We start from the raw sequence: 17,276 nt of genomic DNA, 5'->3' as shown, positions 1-17,276 counted from the left end.
CCTTGGAACAAGGGCGCGGGGCTTCTGTTGGTTCAGCGGGGGGCGAAATCCATGAAGGAGATTTCCCCATGGCAAACCAGCAGCACAGCGGCAATTCCGGCAACTTCGCCAATGACCGCGAGAAGGCGAGCGAAGCCGGCCGCAAGGGTGGCGAGCATTCGCATTCCGGGCAGCACAGCCAGTCCGGCGGCGATCAGCGGCAGTCCGGCGGTGCCTCCGGCAACCCCGGCAACTTCGCCAACGACCGAGAGAAGGCGAGCGAGGCAGGTCGCAAGGGCGGTCAGCGCTGATCCCGCGCTGTGACCATCGCGCCTGATCTCAGCAATGCCCGCCCCGGCATGTCCAGGGCGGGCATTGGCGCGAAGGAGGGGACGATGCGGCCTTTGGGGCGCCTCGGCGTATCGGGAATGGGCCTGACGCAGGGGAATCTCGGTCCCTCTCACCCGTTGCCCTCATAGGCCGGCCGCTCAGGGCGCCGCCGGCAAAGCAATCAGCGATATCAGCGACAGGAGACACGCGATATGGCGACCGCCGACGAACGGCTTATGGAATGGCTGCGCGATGCGCGTGCGATGGAACAGCAGGCCGAGACGATGCTGTCGTCCATGGCCTCGCGCATCGAGCACTATCCCGAGGTGAAGCGCGGGCTTGAGCGGCATCTTGAGGAGACCCGCGCCCAGGCCGCGCAGATCGAAGCCTGTATCGTCCGCCGGGGCGGCGACACCTCCACGCTCAAGGACCTTGCCGCCAAGTTCACCGCCTTCGGCCAGGGCCTGAGCGGGATGTTCGTCGGCGACGAGATCGTCAAGGGTTCGATGGCGAGCTACACATTCGAGCATATGGAAATCGCCGCCTACAAGGTGCTGATCAGCGCGGCGGAAGCCTGCGGCGACCGGGAGACCAGCGCGGTGTGCCAGCGCATTCTGGCGGAGGAAGAAGCCATGGCGCGGTGGGTAGGCGACAATCTCGGGGACATCACCACCAAATATCTCGCGCGGGAAGAAATTCCCGATGTGACCGCCAAGCACTGACACTTGCGCCCGCGCCGCAGATGGGCGGCGCGACGCATGGTGCGGCCCGAAACTGACGTGCCCGGCCCCTGAGCGGAGGCCGGGCGTTTTCGTTTTCGCGCCGGCCGCATGGGCCCGCTCGCGCGCTTCCGCGCCGCGGCGGCCACGCGTTGAACAACCGTGCGTCGCTTGTCGCGCTTCCGGTGGAGTGTTACCGTACCAATGAAGCGATTGTGGGCGCTTCAGCTCGGTGGGCTTGGGACTGGGATGCGGCGTCACCCGCGCCATCGACGTCGTCGGCCCGCGCCTCCGGGCCGGGCCTGCGTCGACGACGTTCCCCTGGCTCGTCCGTGGTTTCCAGGTGTATCCGTGGTCGGGCAGGGGCGATGGGCAGAAGTTCCCGGGATTTCGTTACGTTCGTCAGGCAGTATCTGAGATATGATCTTCGCCGGGAGCTCATCGCCTGGTGGAAGATCGCGAAATTCTACCTTCCCATCGGGCTTGTCGTCGCGGTGCTTGCGCTGGCGGTGCTGGCCTATATCGAGCCCTTTCCTCGAAGCGCCACGGTTCTGGCCATCGGCCAGCGCGGCACGCTGAGCCGCGATCTCGGCGACGCCTACCAATCCTATTTCGAGCGCCACGGGCTGACCCTCGACATCCGCAGCCGACCCGGTCTCGACGCGGTCGAAAAGGACATTCACGACCCCGGCTCGGACATCAATGCCAGCTTCGTCGTGTCCGGGGCGGGGTCGGCGGCGGACTATCCCGACCTCGTCTCGCTCGGCAATGTCGCGATCGCGCCGGCCTGGCTGTTCTATCGCGGCGACACGGTGAAGGTCGACGATCCCTTCGAGTACTACCGGGACAGGCCGATCGCCGTCGGCGCGCCGGGCACGGTGAGCGAACGGCTGTTCGCCACCCTGATGGACCTCAACAATCCCGGCACGGGGGACCGGCCGAACTTCCTCAAGCTGCCGAACCAGGAGGCGGTCGCGCAGCTGCGCGCCGGCACCATCGACGCGCTGTTCATCGTCGATGGCTTCGCCTCGCCGGTGATCCAGCAATTGCTCAGCGATCCCACCGTCAAGCTGATGAACTTCCCGCTGGTGGATGCCTATGTCCGGCGCCTGCCTTTCCTGCGCAAGGTGACGGTGCCGCGCGGCGCCATCGACATTGGCGATGTGCGGCCGGAGAGCGATATCGCCCTGCTCGCCTCCTCGGTGAATCTGCTGGTGGAGAAGGACACCCATCCCGCGGTGCAGTGGGCCTTTCTCCTCGCGACGCGCGAGATCGCCCTGAAGTCGGACAATTTCTTCCCCGTCGCCGATAATCTTCCGCAGTATCGTGACCGGTCCTTTCCGCTGAGCCCGATCGCCAACCGCTTCTATACGAGCGGTGTGCCGGGCATCTTCAGCTATCTCCCGCTCTGGCTTGCGGCGCTTCTGGAGAATGTCTGGATCGTGCTGCTCGCCTTGCTGCTGCTCGGCCTGCCGCTCTTCAACAAGATCATCGGCTATCGGGGCTTTGCCTCGCAGAAACTGCTGTGGCTGCATTTCTGGGAGCTCCGCTACCTCGAAGACGAGCTTGTGGCGGCGCGGACCGTGGGCGAGGTGGGCTCGGTGGTGGAACGCCTCACCCTGCTCGACACCAAGACGACCGAGACCTGGGTGCAGGACGACCAGATGCGCCACTATTTCACGCTCCGGCGCAATATCAGCAGCATGCTTCAGGACGCGCAGAAAAAGATCAATCTCTTGCAGAAATCCTGAACGCGACGACCAGGCGGGGGCGCTGATCCATGTATCTTTCCGTTCTTCAATACATGACGGACACGCAGCTGCTGGTGCTGATGCCGGCGCTTTCCTGTCTCGCCTTGCTGCTTGTCGCCCTTGGCGTGCGCTCTATCAACGCGAAATGGGGCTGGCTCGACTATGACAGCGACATTGTCGATACCGCGACCCAGAACACCATGTCGGGCGCCTATGTGGTGCTCGGCTTTGTTCTCGCGCTGGTCATGACCACGGCGTCCGGTCTCGACGACAAGGTCTCGCAGGAGGCGCAGGCCATCAAGAGCCTGAACGGGCTGCTCATCCTTGATGGCAGCCCGCCGGCACTGGAGGCGCGCGCGGCGCTGCTGGCCTATACGAAATCCATCGTCACCGACGAATGGACCGTGCTGCGGGATGGCCATGGCAGCCCCGCGACCTCGAAGGCGCTGTCCGACCTGTTCCGGCAGATCGACCGCATCGAGCCACAATCGCCGAAGAGCGTCGTCATCTTCTCCAAGACATTGGAGGCGGCGGACCGCATGGCGCAGATCCGCAACGATCGCATATTGAGCGTCACCAGCGCCTTGCCCGACATCTTCTATACGGTCAGCCTGCTCAGCATTCTCGGCGTCATCATCATCTGCGGCCTGCGGTTGATCGAGGCGACGCCGGTCCGGGCGATCACGCTGGTGGTGCAACTCGTCATGCTGACGCTGATGCTGGGAGCCATCGCCATCATCGACCTGCCCTATCTCGGCGATACCGCGACCTCGGCCGAAAATCTGCAGGATGTCTATCACGGGCTGGAACGGCAGGATCCCGTTCTGCTGGGGAAACCCTGATCATGGCAGCGAAGACGCTGGAACACCTTCCCGAGGCCATTACCGGCACGCAGCGTCTGGTGGCGGGCGTCACCTATGTCGTGACGACGGATGTGCGGGTGCGGGACGGCGCAAAACTGATGGTCGAGGACGGGGTGACGATCCTCATCCTCAACGGCCTCGTGCCGGCGAGCCCGATCGGCCATGCGGCGCTGATCTTCGAGCAGGGCTCGGCGCTCGACGCCCAAAGGCTCTCCATCCGCGCCTGCAATGCGCGCTTGCGTCCGGTGAAGACCGCCGACAATGGCGGCGTCTGGTTCTTCGGCGGCTACCGCAGCGCGGAGAAGGACGGGCTGGAGGTCGCGGTCGCCCGGCCGCACGCGGCGTCCTCCTTCGAGGCCGCCTTGATCGCGGCCTATTATCTCGGCCATGGCGACCCCGTTGCGCCGAGCGACGACCCGATGCTGGACGACCGCGACGGCTTTTCGCTCATGGGGGTGGGGCCGCAGGAATGGCGGGTGGCGGAGGTCCGCAGCTTCCATTCCGGCGATGACGGGCTCGATCTCACCAATTCGCAGATCCGGCTGGAGCGGCTTCGCGTGGTGGCGCCGGCCGAGGACGGCATCAATCTCAGCAGCAGCCGGCTGGAGGTGGCGCGCAGCCTGTTCGTCGATGTGACGATGACGCAGGTCACGGACCGCGACATCTTCGATTTCGAGGTGGACGACGGCCCGAGTTCTGTCGAGATCGCCCAGCACTGCCATGTCGATATCAGCGGCGTGTTCGGCGACCAGCTGCATCTCATCAGCCCGGACATGCCGGTCGCCACCGAGGCGGAGGATGTTCCCTACCGCTTCAAGGGCTTCCTGCGCCAATCCCCCGCGCTGGTCTATTCTCTGAACGAGGACTGACATGCGCGTCGGCGGCAGGGGTGAGCGCCGGCGCTACCTGCGTCTCCTGCTCGGGCTCGCCCTCGCGCTCGCCGCCGGGACGAGCGCTGTGGCGGAGCCAAAGGTTCAGGCCTGCCCGCCCAATCCGTCCGCGACGGCGGGCCAGGTGCAGTGGACCTCGCCGCCGCAGGCCAACAGGGACGACAAGGCCCCGAAGCCCTGCGCGCCGTGCAGCGACCCGGCGAACATCTCGGCCAAGACCTGTGCCGTGTTCCGCTTTCTCACCTCCGAGGCCTGCGCCAGCGGGCGCTGCACGGACGCGGAAGGGGAGTTCGTGCGCCGCAGCCATGGCGGAGACACGTTCTTCCTGCAATACGACACCCGCTATCGCGACCCTGTGGGGCACCCACGCGCCCTGGGCGAGAATTGCCGCTTCGTGCTGTGGGCCGTCGCGCCGGTGATCGGCATTGAGGACGTGGCCGGCTATGCCGGGCGGAACTACCTGCAGGACGCCTATGTCGCCTCCCAGACCATGGTTGAACCGCCCTTTGCGAGGAATGATCTCGCCTTCGCCATTCAGCCCCCCACGGTGCGCGGCCAGCACCAGTTTCACATCCACATCGGCACGCTGACGCCGGTTTATAGTGCGGCGCTGGCCGGCCTGCCGCGCAATGCGACCCGGGTCCGCATCAATGGCCTCGATTTCCATGCCCGGTTCATCGTGGTCCCAGAGGGGGACGATCCCTTTGCCCGCCTCGGTATCCCCGCCGTCGTGCGCGCTATACTGCCTGGGGGCGCGGCGGACCTTCCGCTGTATGGCGTGATGGCGGTGGTGACGGATGATGGGCGGGGGCTGTGGATCCTCGCCGCCGAAGGGTTCGAGCGGGCCGAGCTGAATTTCATCGGCCCCATGGCGTGCCGCCTGCGCTGAGCGCGGGGCCGTCGTGACCCGCGCCTCTGTCGGCGGCGAGGGGGCCTGCGTTTGGGCTCGGACGAGGCACCGGCGGCGGGTCAGCTTGCTCGAATGTACACCAGCGTGCCGGCCCGGCGCGTCGGCTTGCCGGTGTCGCTGGTGTGGTTGATGCCGTCCATGACCGGCACCTCGGCGAAGTCGAACGGGCTGACCCCGCCCAGGCAGGCGACGTTGACCGCGTAAAGGCTCTGGTCAGAGCGGCGCTGATGGTGGGTGTAGATCCCGCAGCGCGAACAGAAGAAGTGCTGCGCGGCGCCGGTGTGGAACCGGTAGCTCGTGAGCACCTCTGCCCCTTGCAGAATGTCGATCCCGCCCATCTCGGCCATCACCACGACCGCGCCGCGCATGCGGCAATAGGAGCAGGTGCAGCGCCGTATCGAGTTGAAGCCGTCGCTGAGCGTCACTTGGAACTGCACCGCCCCGCAATGGCACTGGCCGGATCGCGTGTTCGTATCGCCTGTCATGTCGTTGCCTGTCGATGCCTTCCTCGGCGTGGGTGTGTGCCGCGCGACGGTCGCCCTCACCGTCGGGCCAATCGCGGCCCGAGGGCAAGGGCGAGCGGCAGGTTGACGAGGGCGGCGATGGCGGTGCCGAGCGTGGCGATGACCGGGCCGGCCTGGTCGCCCACCGCGCCGAACAGCAGCGGCGCCAGCGCCCCCGAACCGATCACCCCGGTGTAGAAGATGGCGAAGGCCCGCTCCGTGCGGTCGGCCGGCGCCAGTTCCGGCACCGTGCCATAGAGCACCGAGGATGTGCCGTTCAGCGTGAGGCCGAGCAGAGGCAGCACCACCAGCAGCGGCGCCAGGGGCAGCAGGACGGCAAGAGCGATCATCAGCGCTGTCAGCGCTTCGGTGCAGAGGGTGACCCCGACAATGCCCCAGCGCTGGGCGAGCCAGCCGCAGACGAGCTTGCCCGCCGCGCCGCCGAGGAAGACCAGCGCCAGCGCCGTGCCGATCAACGGCTGCGAGGCGCCCTTTAGCTGCAGCAGGAAGGGCAGGAAGGTGAGGAAGCCCATGCGCACGCCCGTATCGATCACGCCGATGGCCAGCAGCAGCGGGAAGCCGTCGCCGCCGCGCGATGACGCGGCACGCGTGGCGGGCGAGGGCGGAGCGGGCGCGATCTTCGGCATGGAGAGGGCGATCAGGCCGGCGACCGCGATCCCCGCTAGCGCCAGCAGCCAGAGCGAGGGCCGCCACGGCGCGAAGGACAGGCCGAAGGACAGCGCCGCCGGAAGAACCGCCTTGCCGAGGTCGCCACTGAAATTATAGGTGCCGAGCGGCCCGCGCGCGCCCGCTCCATAGGCACGCGACACCGCGCTGGAGGCGATGGGATGCTGGACGCTGGAGCCGGCGCCGGCGAGGAACAGCGCCGCGCAGAGCCCCAGCGCGCCGCCGCTGAAGCCGGCCAGCCCATAGCCAGCGGCGGCGATCAGCGTGCCGAGGATCAGCACCGCGCGCCCACCCATGCGGTCGGCCAGCCAGCTCGCCGGCACCTGCAGCGCGGCCATGGCGCCGGCATAGAGCCCGCGCAGCAGCGCGAGCGCGACATAGTCGAGCCCGAACTCGGCCCGCCAGACCGGAAGCAGCACATAGATCGCGTCGGTGTAGCCGTCATGCAGCGCATGGGCGAGGCCGGAGAGCACCAGCGTGCGCCGCCGCGTGTCCGGCGGGGAGGACAGCGCCGGCGACGCGGCGGAAGGGATCAGGCTTGATGTTTTTGTCACCTCATCGGTATGCGCCCGCTGGACGGCGGGCCGCAAACGACTAATTTCACCCCATGATGTCAGATAAACTCACATGACGGCACCCTCGAAAGATCGCCCTCTGCCGCCGCTCAACGCCGTGCGGGCCTTCGAGGCGGCCGCGCGTCGGTCGAGCTTCAAGGACGCGGCGGCGGAACTCGGCGTCACCCATGGCGCGGTCAGCCGGCAGATAAGGCTGCTGGAGCAATGGCTCGGCCCGCCGGCGCTGTTCCGGCGGCTGAGCCACGGGGTCGCCCTCACCGCCGAGGGGCGGGCGCTGCTGGCCGAGATTCAGCCGGCACTGGAGCGCATCGCGCGCGCGGCGGCGGGGCATGGCAGCACGCCCAGCGGCGCGGTGGTGCTGAGGGTCAATGCGCTCGCCACCTTCAGCCTGCGCTGGCTGGTGCCGAAGCTCGGCCAGCTGCGGGCGGCGCATCCCGACATCGAGATCGAGCTGACGACCGGCAGCGAGCCGGTGGACGGGCTGGCCGGTGAGTACGACCTGATTATCCGTGGCGGGCCGGACGCCTTCGACGGCTTCGAGGCCCGCCTGCTGCTCCCCGAGCGACGGCTGCCGGCGTGCAGCCCGGCGCTGCTGCGGCGCCAGCCGCTGGACGCGGTGGGCGACCTCGCGGGGCACACGCTGCTCCACGTCGCCAGCATGCCCCGGCTGTGGCGCGACTGGCTGGCGAAGGCCGGGCATGGCGCGCTGCAACCGGCGGCGACGCTGATGCTCGACCATTTCTATCTGTCGATCCAGGCCGCTATTGACGGGCTGGGCGTGGCGATGGCGCCGTCCACCCTGATCGCCGACGATGTCCGCGCCGGCCGGCTGGTGACGCCGTTTCCGCGCATCTTTCTGCCCTCGCGCAGCTATTTCGCCTACATCCCCATCGGCTCGCCGCTGCGCGCCGCCAGCGAGCGGGTCTGCGCCTGGATCGAGGGGGAGGGCGGCACGTCCGCCACGCCGAGCGCCGGGCGGTAGCTCTATCGCCGCTTCAGCGAGCGGATGTCGTGCCGTTCAGGAACACACGGATGCACTCCCGGACATAGGCCCGGCGGCGTTCACTTCCGGCCCAGTCGAGCCGTCCGTCGAGACCGCGGGCGACGGAACCCGCCACCATGTCCATCAGCATGCGCGCCGCGTCTTTCGGGTCGGGGACATGGAGGCGCCCGCGACGGCATTCGTGAGCGATCCAGTCGCCGAGCAACTGCAAGACAACGCCTTTGCCGTGCGTCGCCGATATGTGATCGAGCTCGGGGTGCTGAACCGCTTCGACGAATATCAGCTGCAGGAAGGCAAAGCGCTCGCGGTCGGCCTCCTCATCGATATCGTTGCCGAAGATCAGATCCAGCGCGCGCTCGAGCGGGACATCATCGTACTCCGCCGGCAGCCGGATCATGCGCGCGCGATGCTGGTCGATGATCGCCGCCAGCAGCGCCGCCTTGCTGGGAAACAGCTGATAGAGCGTGCGCTTGGAGATGCGGCAGCGGGCCGCCACCGCGTCTGTGGTCAGCCGCGCATAGCCCACCTCCTGAAACATCTGGGTTGCCACGGCGACGATCTCGTCACGACGGGCGGCGGCGGGAACTAGCCTCGGGCGTCCCCGAGAGCGGGGGGCAGTGGCGGGCTTCGCTTCTTCGGAGGGCACAGCAACGCTTCCAGCAGGCGATGATCGGTGTGGCAGACCTAACACAATTGACAATCAGGCCAGGCGAGAAATATGGGTACTGATACGTACCATAAATCAGATCGGCTCCGATGTCACTTCTCAACGGCCGTTTGGCTAAAATCCCGGTGCTCGTTTTCTTCGCGGTGGCGCTGGCGGCGTGCGACGGGAAGGACAATGCGGGCTTCCCCGGCCAGGGCGCGCAGGGGCGCCCGCAGGTTGGCGTCGTCACCGTGCATCCGCAGTCGGTGGCGATCACCGCCGAGATGCCGGGACGCACCTCGGCCTCGCTGGTTGCCGAAGTCCGGCCGCAGGTCGGCGGGCTTATCAAGGAGCGGCTTTTCCAGGAGGGCGGTGAGGTCAAGGCGGGCGACCCGCTCTACCAGATCGAGCCGGCGAGCTATCAGGCCGCCTATGACAGCGCCGTCGCCAGCCTGCAGAAGGCCGAGGCGGCGGTGCCGAGCGCCGAGGCCAAGGTCGAGCGCTATGCCGGGCTGATCAAGCAGAATGCGGTAAGCAAGCAGGACAATGACGACGCTGTCGCCTCGCTGGCGCAGGCCAAGGCAGAAGTCGCGGCCGCGCGCGCCAGCGTCGACACCGCGCGGATCAATCTCGACTACACCCGCATCACCGCGCCGATCGGCGGACAGATCGACAAGTCGGCGCTCACCCCCGGCGCGCTGGTGACCGCGAGCCAGGATACGGCGCTCACCACCATCCGCACGCTCGATCCGATCAATGTCGATGTGACCCAGTCGAGCACCAATCTGCTCAATCTGCGGCAGGCGATCCGCGAGGGGCGCATCAAGATCAGCGGCGACAGGGTGCAGGTGCGGCTGAAGCTGGATAATGGCCAGCTCTACCCGCTGCCGGGTACGCTGGAATTCACCTCCGCCTATGTCGACGCCACCACCGGCACCTATGGCGTGCGCGCGCAGTTCCCCAACCCGGACCGGCTGCTGCTGCCGGGCATGTATGTGCGCGCCATCATCGAAGAAGGTGTGGCGCCCGACAGCTTCCTGGTTCCCCAGCGTGGCATCAGCCGCAACACCAAGGGCGAGCCGGTCGCGCTGGTGGTGAATGCGCAGAACAAGATCGAGCAGCGCGTGCTCACCGTCGCGCGCAACGTCGGCAATAGCTGGCTGGTCGAGGCTGGCATTGGCGATGGCGATCGCGTGGTGGTCGAAGGCAGCCAGTTCGCCCGCCCCGGCCAGGACGTGACCCCGGTCGACGTGGTGGTGGACCAGACCACCGGCGAGGTGCGCGAGCGTGGCCAGCAGAGCACGGCCCCCGCGGGGCGCGCGGCCGTTGCCCAAGGCGCGGCCCGCATGGACGCCGCCGGCATCTCCACGGCGAACTGAAGGCGCGTTCCATGTCCCGCTATTTCATCGACCGCCCGGTCTTCGCCTGGGTCATCGCGCTGCTGATCATGCTCGGTGGCGTCCTGGCGCTGAACACCCTGCCAATCGCGCAATACCCCCAGATCGCCCCGACAACGGTGAGCGTCACCGCCTCCTATCCCGGCGCCGACGCGCAGACGGTGGAGAATTCGGTGACCAAGATCATCGAGCAGGGCATGACCGGCATCGACAATCTCGACTACATGTCGGCCACCTCGACCTCGACCGGCCAGGCGACGATCACCCTCACCTTCACTACGGCGGCCGACCCCGACATCGCCCAGATGCAGGTGCAGAACAAGCTGCAGCTCGTCCAGGCGCAGCTGCCGAGCGTGGTGCAGACCAATGGCATCTCGGTCGAGAAGGCCTCGGATGGCTTCCTGCTGGTCATCGGCTTCGTCTCGACCGATGGGCGCCTGTCGTCCACCGACGTGTCGGACTATGTCGACTCGACCCTCAACGACACGCTGAAGCGCATCGAGGGCGTGGGTTCCACCACGCTGTTCGGCTCCTCCTACGCCATGCGCATCTGGCTCGACCCGGAGAAGCTGTCCAAGTACCAGCTCATGCCGAGCGATGTGACGAGTGCCATCGGGGCGCAGAACACGCAGGTTTCCGCCGGCCAGCTTGGCGGCCTGCCGGCCCGCGCCGGCCAGCAGCTCAACGCCACCGTCACCGCGCGCTCGCGCCTGCAGACGCCCGAGCAGTTCCGGAACATCATCCTCAAGAGCACCACGGATGGCTCGTTGGTGCGCATCAACGATGTCGCCACCGTCGAACTGGCGGCGGAGAGCTTCACGACCGCCTCGCGCTACAACGGCAAGCCGGCGGGTGGCCTCGCCGTCAATCTCGGCACGGGCGCGAACGCCATCGCCACTGCCGAGCGCGTCAAGGCGGCGCTGGAGCGGATGAAGCCGACCTTCCCGGAAGGGGTCGAGGTTGTCTATCCCTACGACACCACGCCCTTCGTCGTGCTCTCCATCGAGGAGGTGGTGCGCACGCTGGCCGAGGCCATCGTCCTCGTCTTCATCGTGATGTTCGTCTTCCTGCAGAGCTTCCGGGCGACGCTCATTCCCTCGCTGGCCGTGCCGGTGGTCCTGCTCGGCACCTTCGGCGTGCTCGCGCTGTTCGGCTACTCGGTCAACACGCTCACCATGTTCGCCATGGTGCTGGCCATCGGCCTCCTGGTCGACGACGCCATCGTCGTGGTGGAAAATGTCGAGCGCGTGATGGAGGAGGAGGGGCTCTCCCCCAAGGAGGCCACCCGCAAGTCGATGGGGGAGATCACCGGTGCGCTGATCGGCATCGCCACCGTGCTCTCGGCCGTGTTCATCCCGATGGCCTTCTTCGGCGGGTCGGTGGGCGTGATCTACCGCCAGTTCTCCGTCACCATCGTCTCGGCGATGATCCTGTCGGTGCTGGTGGCGCTGATCCTCACCCCGGCGCTCTGCGCCACGTTGCTGCGCCCGGTGCGGCACGGGGCCAAGCAGACCGGCTGGGCCGGCTGGTTCAACCGCAATTTCGAGCGCGGCACGCGGGCCTACCGCACGGGCACAGCCGGTGTTCTGGCGCGCAGCGGGCGCTTTCTCGCCATCTTCCTCGCCATCGCCGTGGCGTTGGGCTGGATGTTCGTGCGCCTGCCCTCCTCCTTCCTGCCGGAAGAGGACCAGGGCATCCTCATCACCATGGTACAGCTCCCCGCGGGCGCCACATCGGACCGCACCGAGGCCGTGCTGGACACCGTCCGCCGCCACTTCCTCGACGATGAAAAGGAGGCGGTCGAAGGCGTCTTCAGCGTCAACGGCTTCGGCTTCAGCGGCCAGGGTCAGAATCTCGGCATCGCCTTCGTTCGGCTGAAGCCGTTCGACGAGCGCAAGTCTCCTGGCTTGTCCTCGCAGGCGGTGGCCGGCCGTGCCATGGCGAAACTGCATGTGCGCGACGCCATGGTGTTCACCCTCATGCCGCCGGCCATTCAGGGCATGGGCAATAGCGGCGGCTTCAGCGTCTATCTCCAGGACATCAACGGGGCCGGCCATGAGAAGCTGATGGCCGCGCGCAACCAAGTGCTGGGCATGGCTGCGCAGGACCCCCGCCTCGTCGCCACCCGCCCGAACGGGCTGGAGGACGAGCCGCAATTCGTCGTCGACATCGACCAGGAAAAAGCCAGCGCGCTCGGCGTCTCGCTGGCCGACATCAACGACACGCTCTCCACGGCCTGGGGCAGCAGCTATGTGAACGACTTCCTCGACCGCGGGCGCGTGAAGAAGGTCTATCTCCAGTCGGCGGCCGATTTCCGCATGCAGCCGGAAGACCTCGCCAAGTGGGAGGTGCGCAACGCCGCCGGAGCCATGGTGCCGTTCTCCGCCTTCGCCTCGACCCACTGGACCTATGGCTCGCCGCGGCTGGAGCGCTTCAACGGCGCCTCGGCGTTGGAGATCCAGGGCCAGGCCGCGCCGGGCGTCTCATCTGGCGACGCCATGACGGCGATGGACGAGATCATCGGCAGGCTGTCGGCGGGCTATGGCCATGAGTGGACCGGCCTGTCGCATCAGGAGCGGCTCTCCGCCAATCAGGCGACGGCGCTCTACGCCATCTCGCTGCTGGTCGTGTTCCTGTGCCTTGCCGCGCTCTATGAGAGCTGGTCGATCCCGTTCGCGGTGCTGCTGTCGGTGCCGATCGGCATCTTCGGCGCGCTGCTCGCCGCCACGATGTTCGGCCAGAGCAACGACGTCTATTTCAAGGTCGGCCTCCTCACCACGATCGGCCTCGCGGCGAAGAACGCGATCCTCATCGTCGAATTCGCCATCGAGCGGCAGGCGCATGGCATGGGGCTCGTCGAGGCGACGCTGGATGCGGCACGCCAGCGGCTGCGCCCTATCCTGATGACCTCGCTCGCCTTCATTCTCGGCGTGACGCCGCTCGCCATCGCCAGCGGCGCCGGCTCGGGCGCGCAGAACGCCATCGGCATCGGCGTGATGGGCGGCATGATCGCCGCCACCGTGCTCGGCGTGTTCTTCATACCGCTGCTTTTCGTGACGGTGCGGCGGGTGTTCGCAGGCAAGGCGGCGCCGCGCGACGTTTCGGAACCTGCCATTCAGGTGGAGGGCGCCGATGCCCGCTAACCGCTTCTCCGGGGCTGCCCGGCCTTCTGACGCGACCGGTGATCTCATGCCTCCCTCCCAGCTGCGGCCGCTCTGGCACGTCTCGCTTGTCCTCATCGCCGGCCTTGTGAGCGGTTGCGCCGTCGGTCCCGACTACACCGCGCCCGCGATGCCGATGCCTACAGCCTGGGGAAGCGGCAAGACGGCCAGCGTGACGGCGGACGATGCCACCCGTCTGCCGCCGGACCTTGCCCATTGGTGGGAGCAGCTCAACGACGCGACGCTGAACCGCCTTGTCGAGCAGGCGGTCGCCGGCAATCTCGATGTCGCGACGGCCAAGGCACGGGTGCGCCAGGCGCGGGCCACGCGGCGGCAGGCACTGGCCGCGCTCGCCCCGACGCTGACCGGCTCCGGCAGCTACAGCCGTGCCGACAATGGCAGCAACGTCTCCGACACCGGGGATGTGACGGTGTCCGGCCCGTTCGACACCTTCAACCTCGGCGCCAATGCGAGCTGGGAACTCGACCTGTTCGGCGAGAACCGCCGCGCCGCCGAAGCCGCGAAATATGGGCTCGACGCTTCCGAGGAGAGCCTGCGCAACACGCTGCTGGTGCTCATCGGCGATGTTACCACTAGCTATGTCGAAGCCCGCGGCTATCAGGCCCGCATCGCGCTGGCCCGCCGCACGGCGACCTCGCAGCGCGAGACGGCGGCGCTGACGCGCACCAAGCTGGAGGCGGGGTCTGCCTCCGCCGTCGACGCGGCCAATGCCGAAGGGCAGGCGGCCAGCACGGAAGCCGATATCCCTCAGCTTGAATCGGCCTATCAGCAGTCGGTGCACCAGCTTGCCATCCTGCTGGGCCAACCGCCCTCCGCGCTGAACGACGTTATGAAGCGCAGCGCTCCCATTCCTGCCCCTCGCCGCCCAGTGCCGGAGGGCGTGCCGGCCGACGTGCTGCTGTCACGTCCGGATGTGCGGCTCGCCGAACGCCAGCTCGCGCAATACACCGCGCAGATCGGTCAGGCCGAGGCCGCGCGCTATCCCGATGTCAGCCTTGCCGGCGAGGTGTCGACCTCGGCGACCAAGCTCGGCGGTCTTGGAAAGAGTTCGTCCATCAGCTGGAGTTTCGGTCCGAGCGTGAGCGTGCCGCTGTTCAATGCCGGGCAGTTGGAAGCCGCGGTCGAGTACGCTCAGGCCGAGCGCGACGCGTATTTCGTCGCCTATCGCTCGGCCGTGCTGACGGCGCTGCAGGACGTCGAGAATGCCAGCGTGGCGCTGAGGCAAGAGCAGCGGCGCATCCGCAGCCTCGACGCGTCCGTGCGGTCCTACCGGCAGGCGGCCTCGTTGGCGCGCACGCTGTATCAAAGCGGCAGCAGCAGCTTCCTCGACGTGCTCGATGCGGAACGTTCGCTCTATTCGGCGGAAGACGCCCAACTGCAGAGCCGCGTGGCGATCACGACGGACTACATCGCACTGAACAAGGCGTTGGGCGGCGGATGGTCGGGCGTCGTCGACACTCGCACACCGGAAGTGATCGATCACATGGCACCCCGCTTTGTTCGCACGGACTGGGCGCAGAAATTCGCGATGTCTGAGCGCAACTGAACGGGTGCTCGCGGGGATCCGTTCTGGTGGAGCGCGCCCCTTAAGGCGGCGTGACGACAGGGAGTTGACCGGGGAGCGGGCTTTCGAAAGATGAACGCCCGTGGCCCGACACCGCCCCCACAGCATCGAATTGAGGCGCCAGGTGGCGCACCGCGGATGGCGATCACGAGGTGCCGATCTTCCCGAACCTGGCAAGGGATATGGTGCCGGACGGGCCGAACCAGCTCTGGGTGGCCGACATCACTCATGTCGCAATCACCATCGACTTCGTCTATGTCGCCGTCATACTCGATGCATGGTCGCGCAAGGTCGTCGGCGACGGCATCGGCCGCTCGGCCGCTCGATCGACGTTCGGCTAATGATGGCCGCCCTGCGCACAGCCATCGAAAAGCGAGGACCTCCACCCGGCTGCATCCACCACATGGACCGCGGCACTACGCGGCTGGGCGCTATCGGCAGGGCCTCGCCGAGCACGGTGGGCAGGTCGACGAATCTAACTGGATCGACATCGGGTCGTCGTTTGTGCCCGGAGAGCTGGTCGCAGCCTATCTCTTCGTTCAGCTTGAAGTGATTGACACGATAATGCCCGGCGCCTGTCGATCTTCGACCGGTACACGGACGCGTTCTCAAGCCCAGCCGATGCCCGCTGCCTGAAGCTGCCCCAAGTGCCGCCGGCATGCACGGGCAACGGGCACATGTTCTACCTGCTGCACGGAGCGCCGGCCTTTTGCTGCACCAAGGGACCAATGCTCGCCACTCAGACGATCAGCGAAACGCTGGTCCATCTCCCGATGTATCTTGAGCTCGGCTCGCGGGTAAAAGACGGCTTCCTAGGGCTGCTGCGCATGCGATCGCCATCGTCGACCGGTTCTCCGACCGGCCCCTGAAGCTCAGTGTTGTGATCGGGTTTGCCTTCAGCTTCTTTGCTGCTTTCATTGCGCTTCTGCGCGCTCTGTTCGGGTTATTCGGCATCTTCATGGTGCCGGGGTGGACGAGCACGGTCTTGTCGGTCTGGTTTCTGTCAGGTCTGATCATGGCGACGCTCGGCGTACACGGCTTCTATCTCGGCCGGGTGTTTGCACAGGTGAAGAGGCGTCCCCGCATTGTGCTGGAGATGAGAACGCTGACGCCGGAGACGGACCGATGAGCGAAGCCGCTCGCACTGTGTTGACCGGCGCTCTGGTGTCGTCGTCCGTCCGCGCCTATTTCGAGACCATGCCCAAGGGGCCGATGTACCTGGAGGAGGCTGAGTTTGGCCTGCGCCACATCCTTCCTGTTCTAAGCGGATTGCCGGACGGCGCAAGGGTGCTCGAAGTCGGCTCGGGGCCCTGCATCCTACTGGCGGAAATCACCGAACGCTTCCCTCACCTGGCTGTGCATGGGATCGAGCCGATGGCCGCGGGGTTTGCGTTCTTCGACGACTTCGTGGGCCGGATGCGGGCCGCGCGCAGCGGAATCAACCTGCATCTCGGCGGTTATGAGGATTTTTCCGAAGTCGAGCGTTTTGATTTCATTTTTCTTGTGAACGTGTTCGAACATCTTCCGGACTGGCGCCATTTCCTCGGCTTCGTGTCCCGCTCCCTGTCGCCGGGAGGCCGATGCCTGATGATGTCCCCGAATTACGGTTTCCCCTACGAATCCCATTTCCGGCTGCCCGTCGTCGGGAATAAGCGGCTTACCGGGGCGATCTTCCGGAAGGCCATCGACCGGTTCGAGCGCGAAAACGACTATATCGGCCTCTATTCTAGCCTCAACTTCGTGCGCCTTGCGCAGGTGCGCCGGGCCGCCCCAGCGCACGGACTTGAGATTGACGTGAATACGGGGATCGTCCGCGACATGATCGAACGGCTGGACCGCGACCGCGCTTTCGAGAAACGGCAGGGGCCGCTGGCACTGCCGGCACAATTTCTGAAGAAGAGCGGCCTTCTGGACTTTCTCTTGTCGACCCGTATTGCACAGGATTACGTACCCTACATGCAGGTCATTTTCCGTAGGGGAGGCTGAGCGGTGGAAACCGCCCGTATGTTGTCGCGTTCTGTACGATATGGAGTTGTCGGTATTGCCGTCAACCTCCTGGGATGCGGGCGGTCATCGGCCGGCTCGCCATCGGGCTGCGAGCAGATTTCCCGCGTCCCCGCATCCGAAGAGGCCGGTGACGTTGCCCCCTGATTGCCCTCGTTCATAACTGGACTCTGTTCGCGGTGTGGTCCGTTCTGGATCGTTCTCGGCTCGGGGAGATGAGGCCGAACGTATTGCCCAGGGACGGAGTCGAACTAATACGTCACGCCGATGTTT

The 17,276-nt window shown here is 66.6% G+C and carries 17 protein-coding genes; 14 read left to right on the top strand and 3 right to left on the bottom strand.

Annotation, left to right across the window (positions count from 1 at the left end):
* Window positions 1-68 precede the first annotated feature (68 nt).
* From ACO07Z_RS09335 to ACO07Z_RS09310, 6 genes are all read left to right on the top strand, one after another.
* Window positions 69-290 carry a general stress protein gene (locus tag ACO07Z_RS09335; RefSeq protein ID WP_421698470.1) on the top strand — a complete coding sequence of 74 codons (222 nt, stop codon included), beginning with the start codon at window positions 69-71 and terminating at the stop codon, window positions 288-290.
* 231 nt (window positions 291-521) lie between these two features.
* Complete coding sequence (locus ACO07Z_RS09330; protein WP_421698469.1) at window positions 522-1,031, top strand: ferritin-like domain-containing protein; 510 nt, start codon at window positions 522-524, stop codon at window positions 1,029-1,031.
* Between the two features lie 365 nt (window positions 1,032-1,396).
* On the top strand, window positions 1,397-2,779 hold the full coding sequence (locus ACO07Z_RS09325) for a hypothetical protein (protein ID WP_421698468.1): 1,383 nt from the start codon (window positions 1,397-1,399) through the stop codon (window positions 2,777-2,779).
* 29 nt (window positions 2,780-2,808) lie between these two features.
* The gene (locus ACO07Z_RS09320) at window positions 2,809-3,621 is read left to right on the top strand and encodes a DUF4239 domain-containing protein (protein WP_421698467.1); all 813 of its coding nucleotides are present in this window, start codon (window positions 2,809-2,811) and stop codon (window positions 3,619-3,621) included.
* A gap of 2 nt (window positions 3,622-3,623) precedes the next feature.
* Window positions 3,624-4,511 carry a hypothetical protein gene (locus tag ACO07Z_RS09315; protein ID WP_421698466.1) on the top strand — a complete coding sequence of 296 codons (888 nt, stop codon included), beginning with the start codon at window positions 3,624-3,626 and terminating at the stop codon, window positions 4,509-4,511.
* Window position 4,512: 1 nt separating this feature from the next.
* Complete coding sequence (locus tag ACO07Z_RS09310; protein ID WP_421698465.1) at window positions 4,513-5,421, top strand: CDP-diacylglycerol diphosphatase; 909 nt, start codon at window positions 4,513-4,515, stop codon at window positions 5,419-5,421.
* A gap of 80 nt (window positions 5,422-5,501) precedes the next feature.
* Here the strand turns inward: ACO07Z_RS09310 and ACO07Z_RS09305 are convergent, their stop codons facing one another.
* Both ACO07Z_RS09305 and ACO07Z_RS09300 read right to left on the bottom strand, forming a co-directional pair.
* Window positions 5,502-5,927, bottom strand: coding sequence for a GFA family protein (locus ACO07Z_RS09305; protein ID WP_421698464.1), 426 nt, complete (start codon window positions 5,925-5,927; stop codon window positions 5,502-5,504).
* Window positions 5,928-5,983: 56 nt separating this feature from the next.
* Complete coding sequence (locus ACO07Z_RS09300) at window positions 5,984-7,186, bottom strand: MFS transporter (RefSeq protein WP_421698463.1); 1,203 nt, start codon at window positions 7,184-7,186, stop codon at window positions 5,984-5,986.
* 73 nt (window positions 7,187-7,259) lie between these two features.
* On the opposite strand from ACO07Z_RS09300, the gene ACO07Z_RS09295 reads away from it, so the two are divergent.
* Complete coding sequence (locus ACO07Z_RS09295; protein ID WP_421698462.1) at window positions 7,260-8,189, top strand: LysR substrate-binding domain-containing protein; 930 nt, start codon at window positions 7,260-7,262, stop codon at window positions 8,187-8,189.
* Between the two features lie 13 nt (window positions 8,190-8,202).
* On the opposite strand, the gene ACO07Z_RS09290 is transcribed toward ACO07Z_RS09295, so the two are convergent.
* The gene (locus ACO07Z_RS09290) at window positions 8,203-8,760 is read right to left on the bottom strand and encodes a TetR/AcrR family transcriptional regulator (RefSeq protein ID WP_421698461.1); all 558 of its coding nucleotides are present in this window, start codon (window positions 8,758-8,760) and stop codon (window positions 8,203-8,205) included.
* A 206-nt stretch (window positions 8,761-8,966) separates the two neighbouring features.
* Between ACO07Z_RS09290 and ACO07Z_RS09285 the strand changes: the two genes are divergently transcribed.
* The 7 genes from ACO07Z_RS09285 (at window position 8,967) to ACO07Z_RS09255 (ending at window position 16,985) form a co-directional block, all read left to right on the top strand.
* A complete protein-coding gene (locus ACO07Z_RS09285) occupies window positions 8,967-10,235 on the top strand; it encodes an efflux RND transporter periplasmic adaptor subunit (RefSeq protein ID WP_421698460.1) in 1,269 nt (422 codons plus the stop codon).
* Window positions 10,236-10,246: 11 nt separating this feature from the next.
* The gene (locus ACO07Z_RS09280; RefSeq protein ID WP_421698459.1) at window positions 10,247-13,396 is read left to right on the top strand and encodes an efflux RND transporter permease subunit; all 3,150 of its coding nucleotides are present in this window, start codon (window positions 10,247-10,249) and stop codon (window positions 13,394-13,396) included.
* Between the two features lie 46 nt (window positions 13,397-13,442).
* Window positions 13,443-14,981 carry an efflux transporter outer membrane subunit gene (locus tag ACO07Z_RS09275; protein ID WP_421698458.1) on the top strand — a complete coding sequence of 513 codons (1,539 nt, stop codon included), beginning with the start codon at window positions 13,443-13,445 and terminating at the stop codon, window positions 14,979-14,981.
* Between the two features lie 170 nt (window positions 14,982-15,151).
* Window positions 15,152-15,340, top strand: a complete 189-nt coding sequence (locus tag ACO07Z_RS09270) for a DDE-type integrase/transposase/recombinase (protein WP_421698457.1) — start codon at window positions 15,152-15,154, stop codon at window positions 15,338-15,340.
* 336 nt (window positions 15,341-15,676) lie between these two features.
* Window positions 15,677-15,868 carry a hypothetical protein gene (locus tag ACO07Z_RS09265; protein WP_421698456.1) on the top strand — a complete coding sequence of 64 codons (192 nt, stop codon included), beginning with the start codon at window positions 15,677-15,679 and terminating at the stop codon, window positions 15,866-15,868.
* Window positions 15,869-15,879: 11 nt separating this feature from the next.
* A complete protein-coding gene (locus tag ACO07Z_RS09260; protein WP_421698455.1) occupies window positions 15,880-16,128 on the top strand; it encodes a hypothetical protein in 249 nt (82 codons plus the stop codon).
* The gene (locus ACO07Z_RS09255; RefSeq protein ID WP_421698454.1) at window positions 16,125-16,985 is read left to right on the top strand and encodes a class I SAM-dependent methyltransferase; all 861 of its coding nucleotides are present in this window, start codon (window positions 16,125-16,127) and stop codon (window positions 16,983-16,985) included. Before ACO07Z_RS09260 ends, ACO07Z_RS09255 begins: the two co-directional genes overlap by 4 nt.
* The last annotated feature ends 291 nt before the right edge of the window (window positions 16,986-17,276 follow it).

Origin of the sequence: Ancylobacter sp. (assembly GCF_965229075.1) — a bacterium.
In the GTDB taxonomy this organism is placed as follows: domain Bacteria; phylum Pseudomonadota; class Alphaproteobacteria; order Rhizobiales; family Xanthobacteraceae; genus Ancylobacter.
This window is presented reverse-complemented; position numbering and strand designations above follow the sequence as displayed.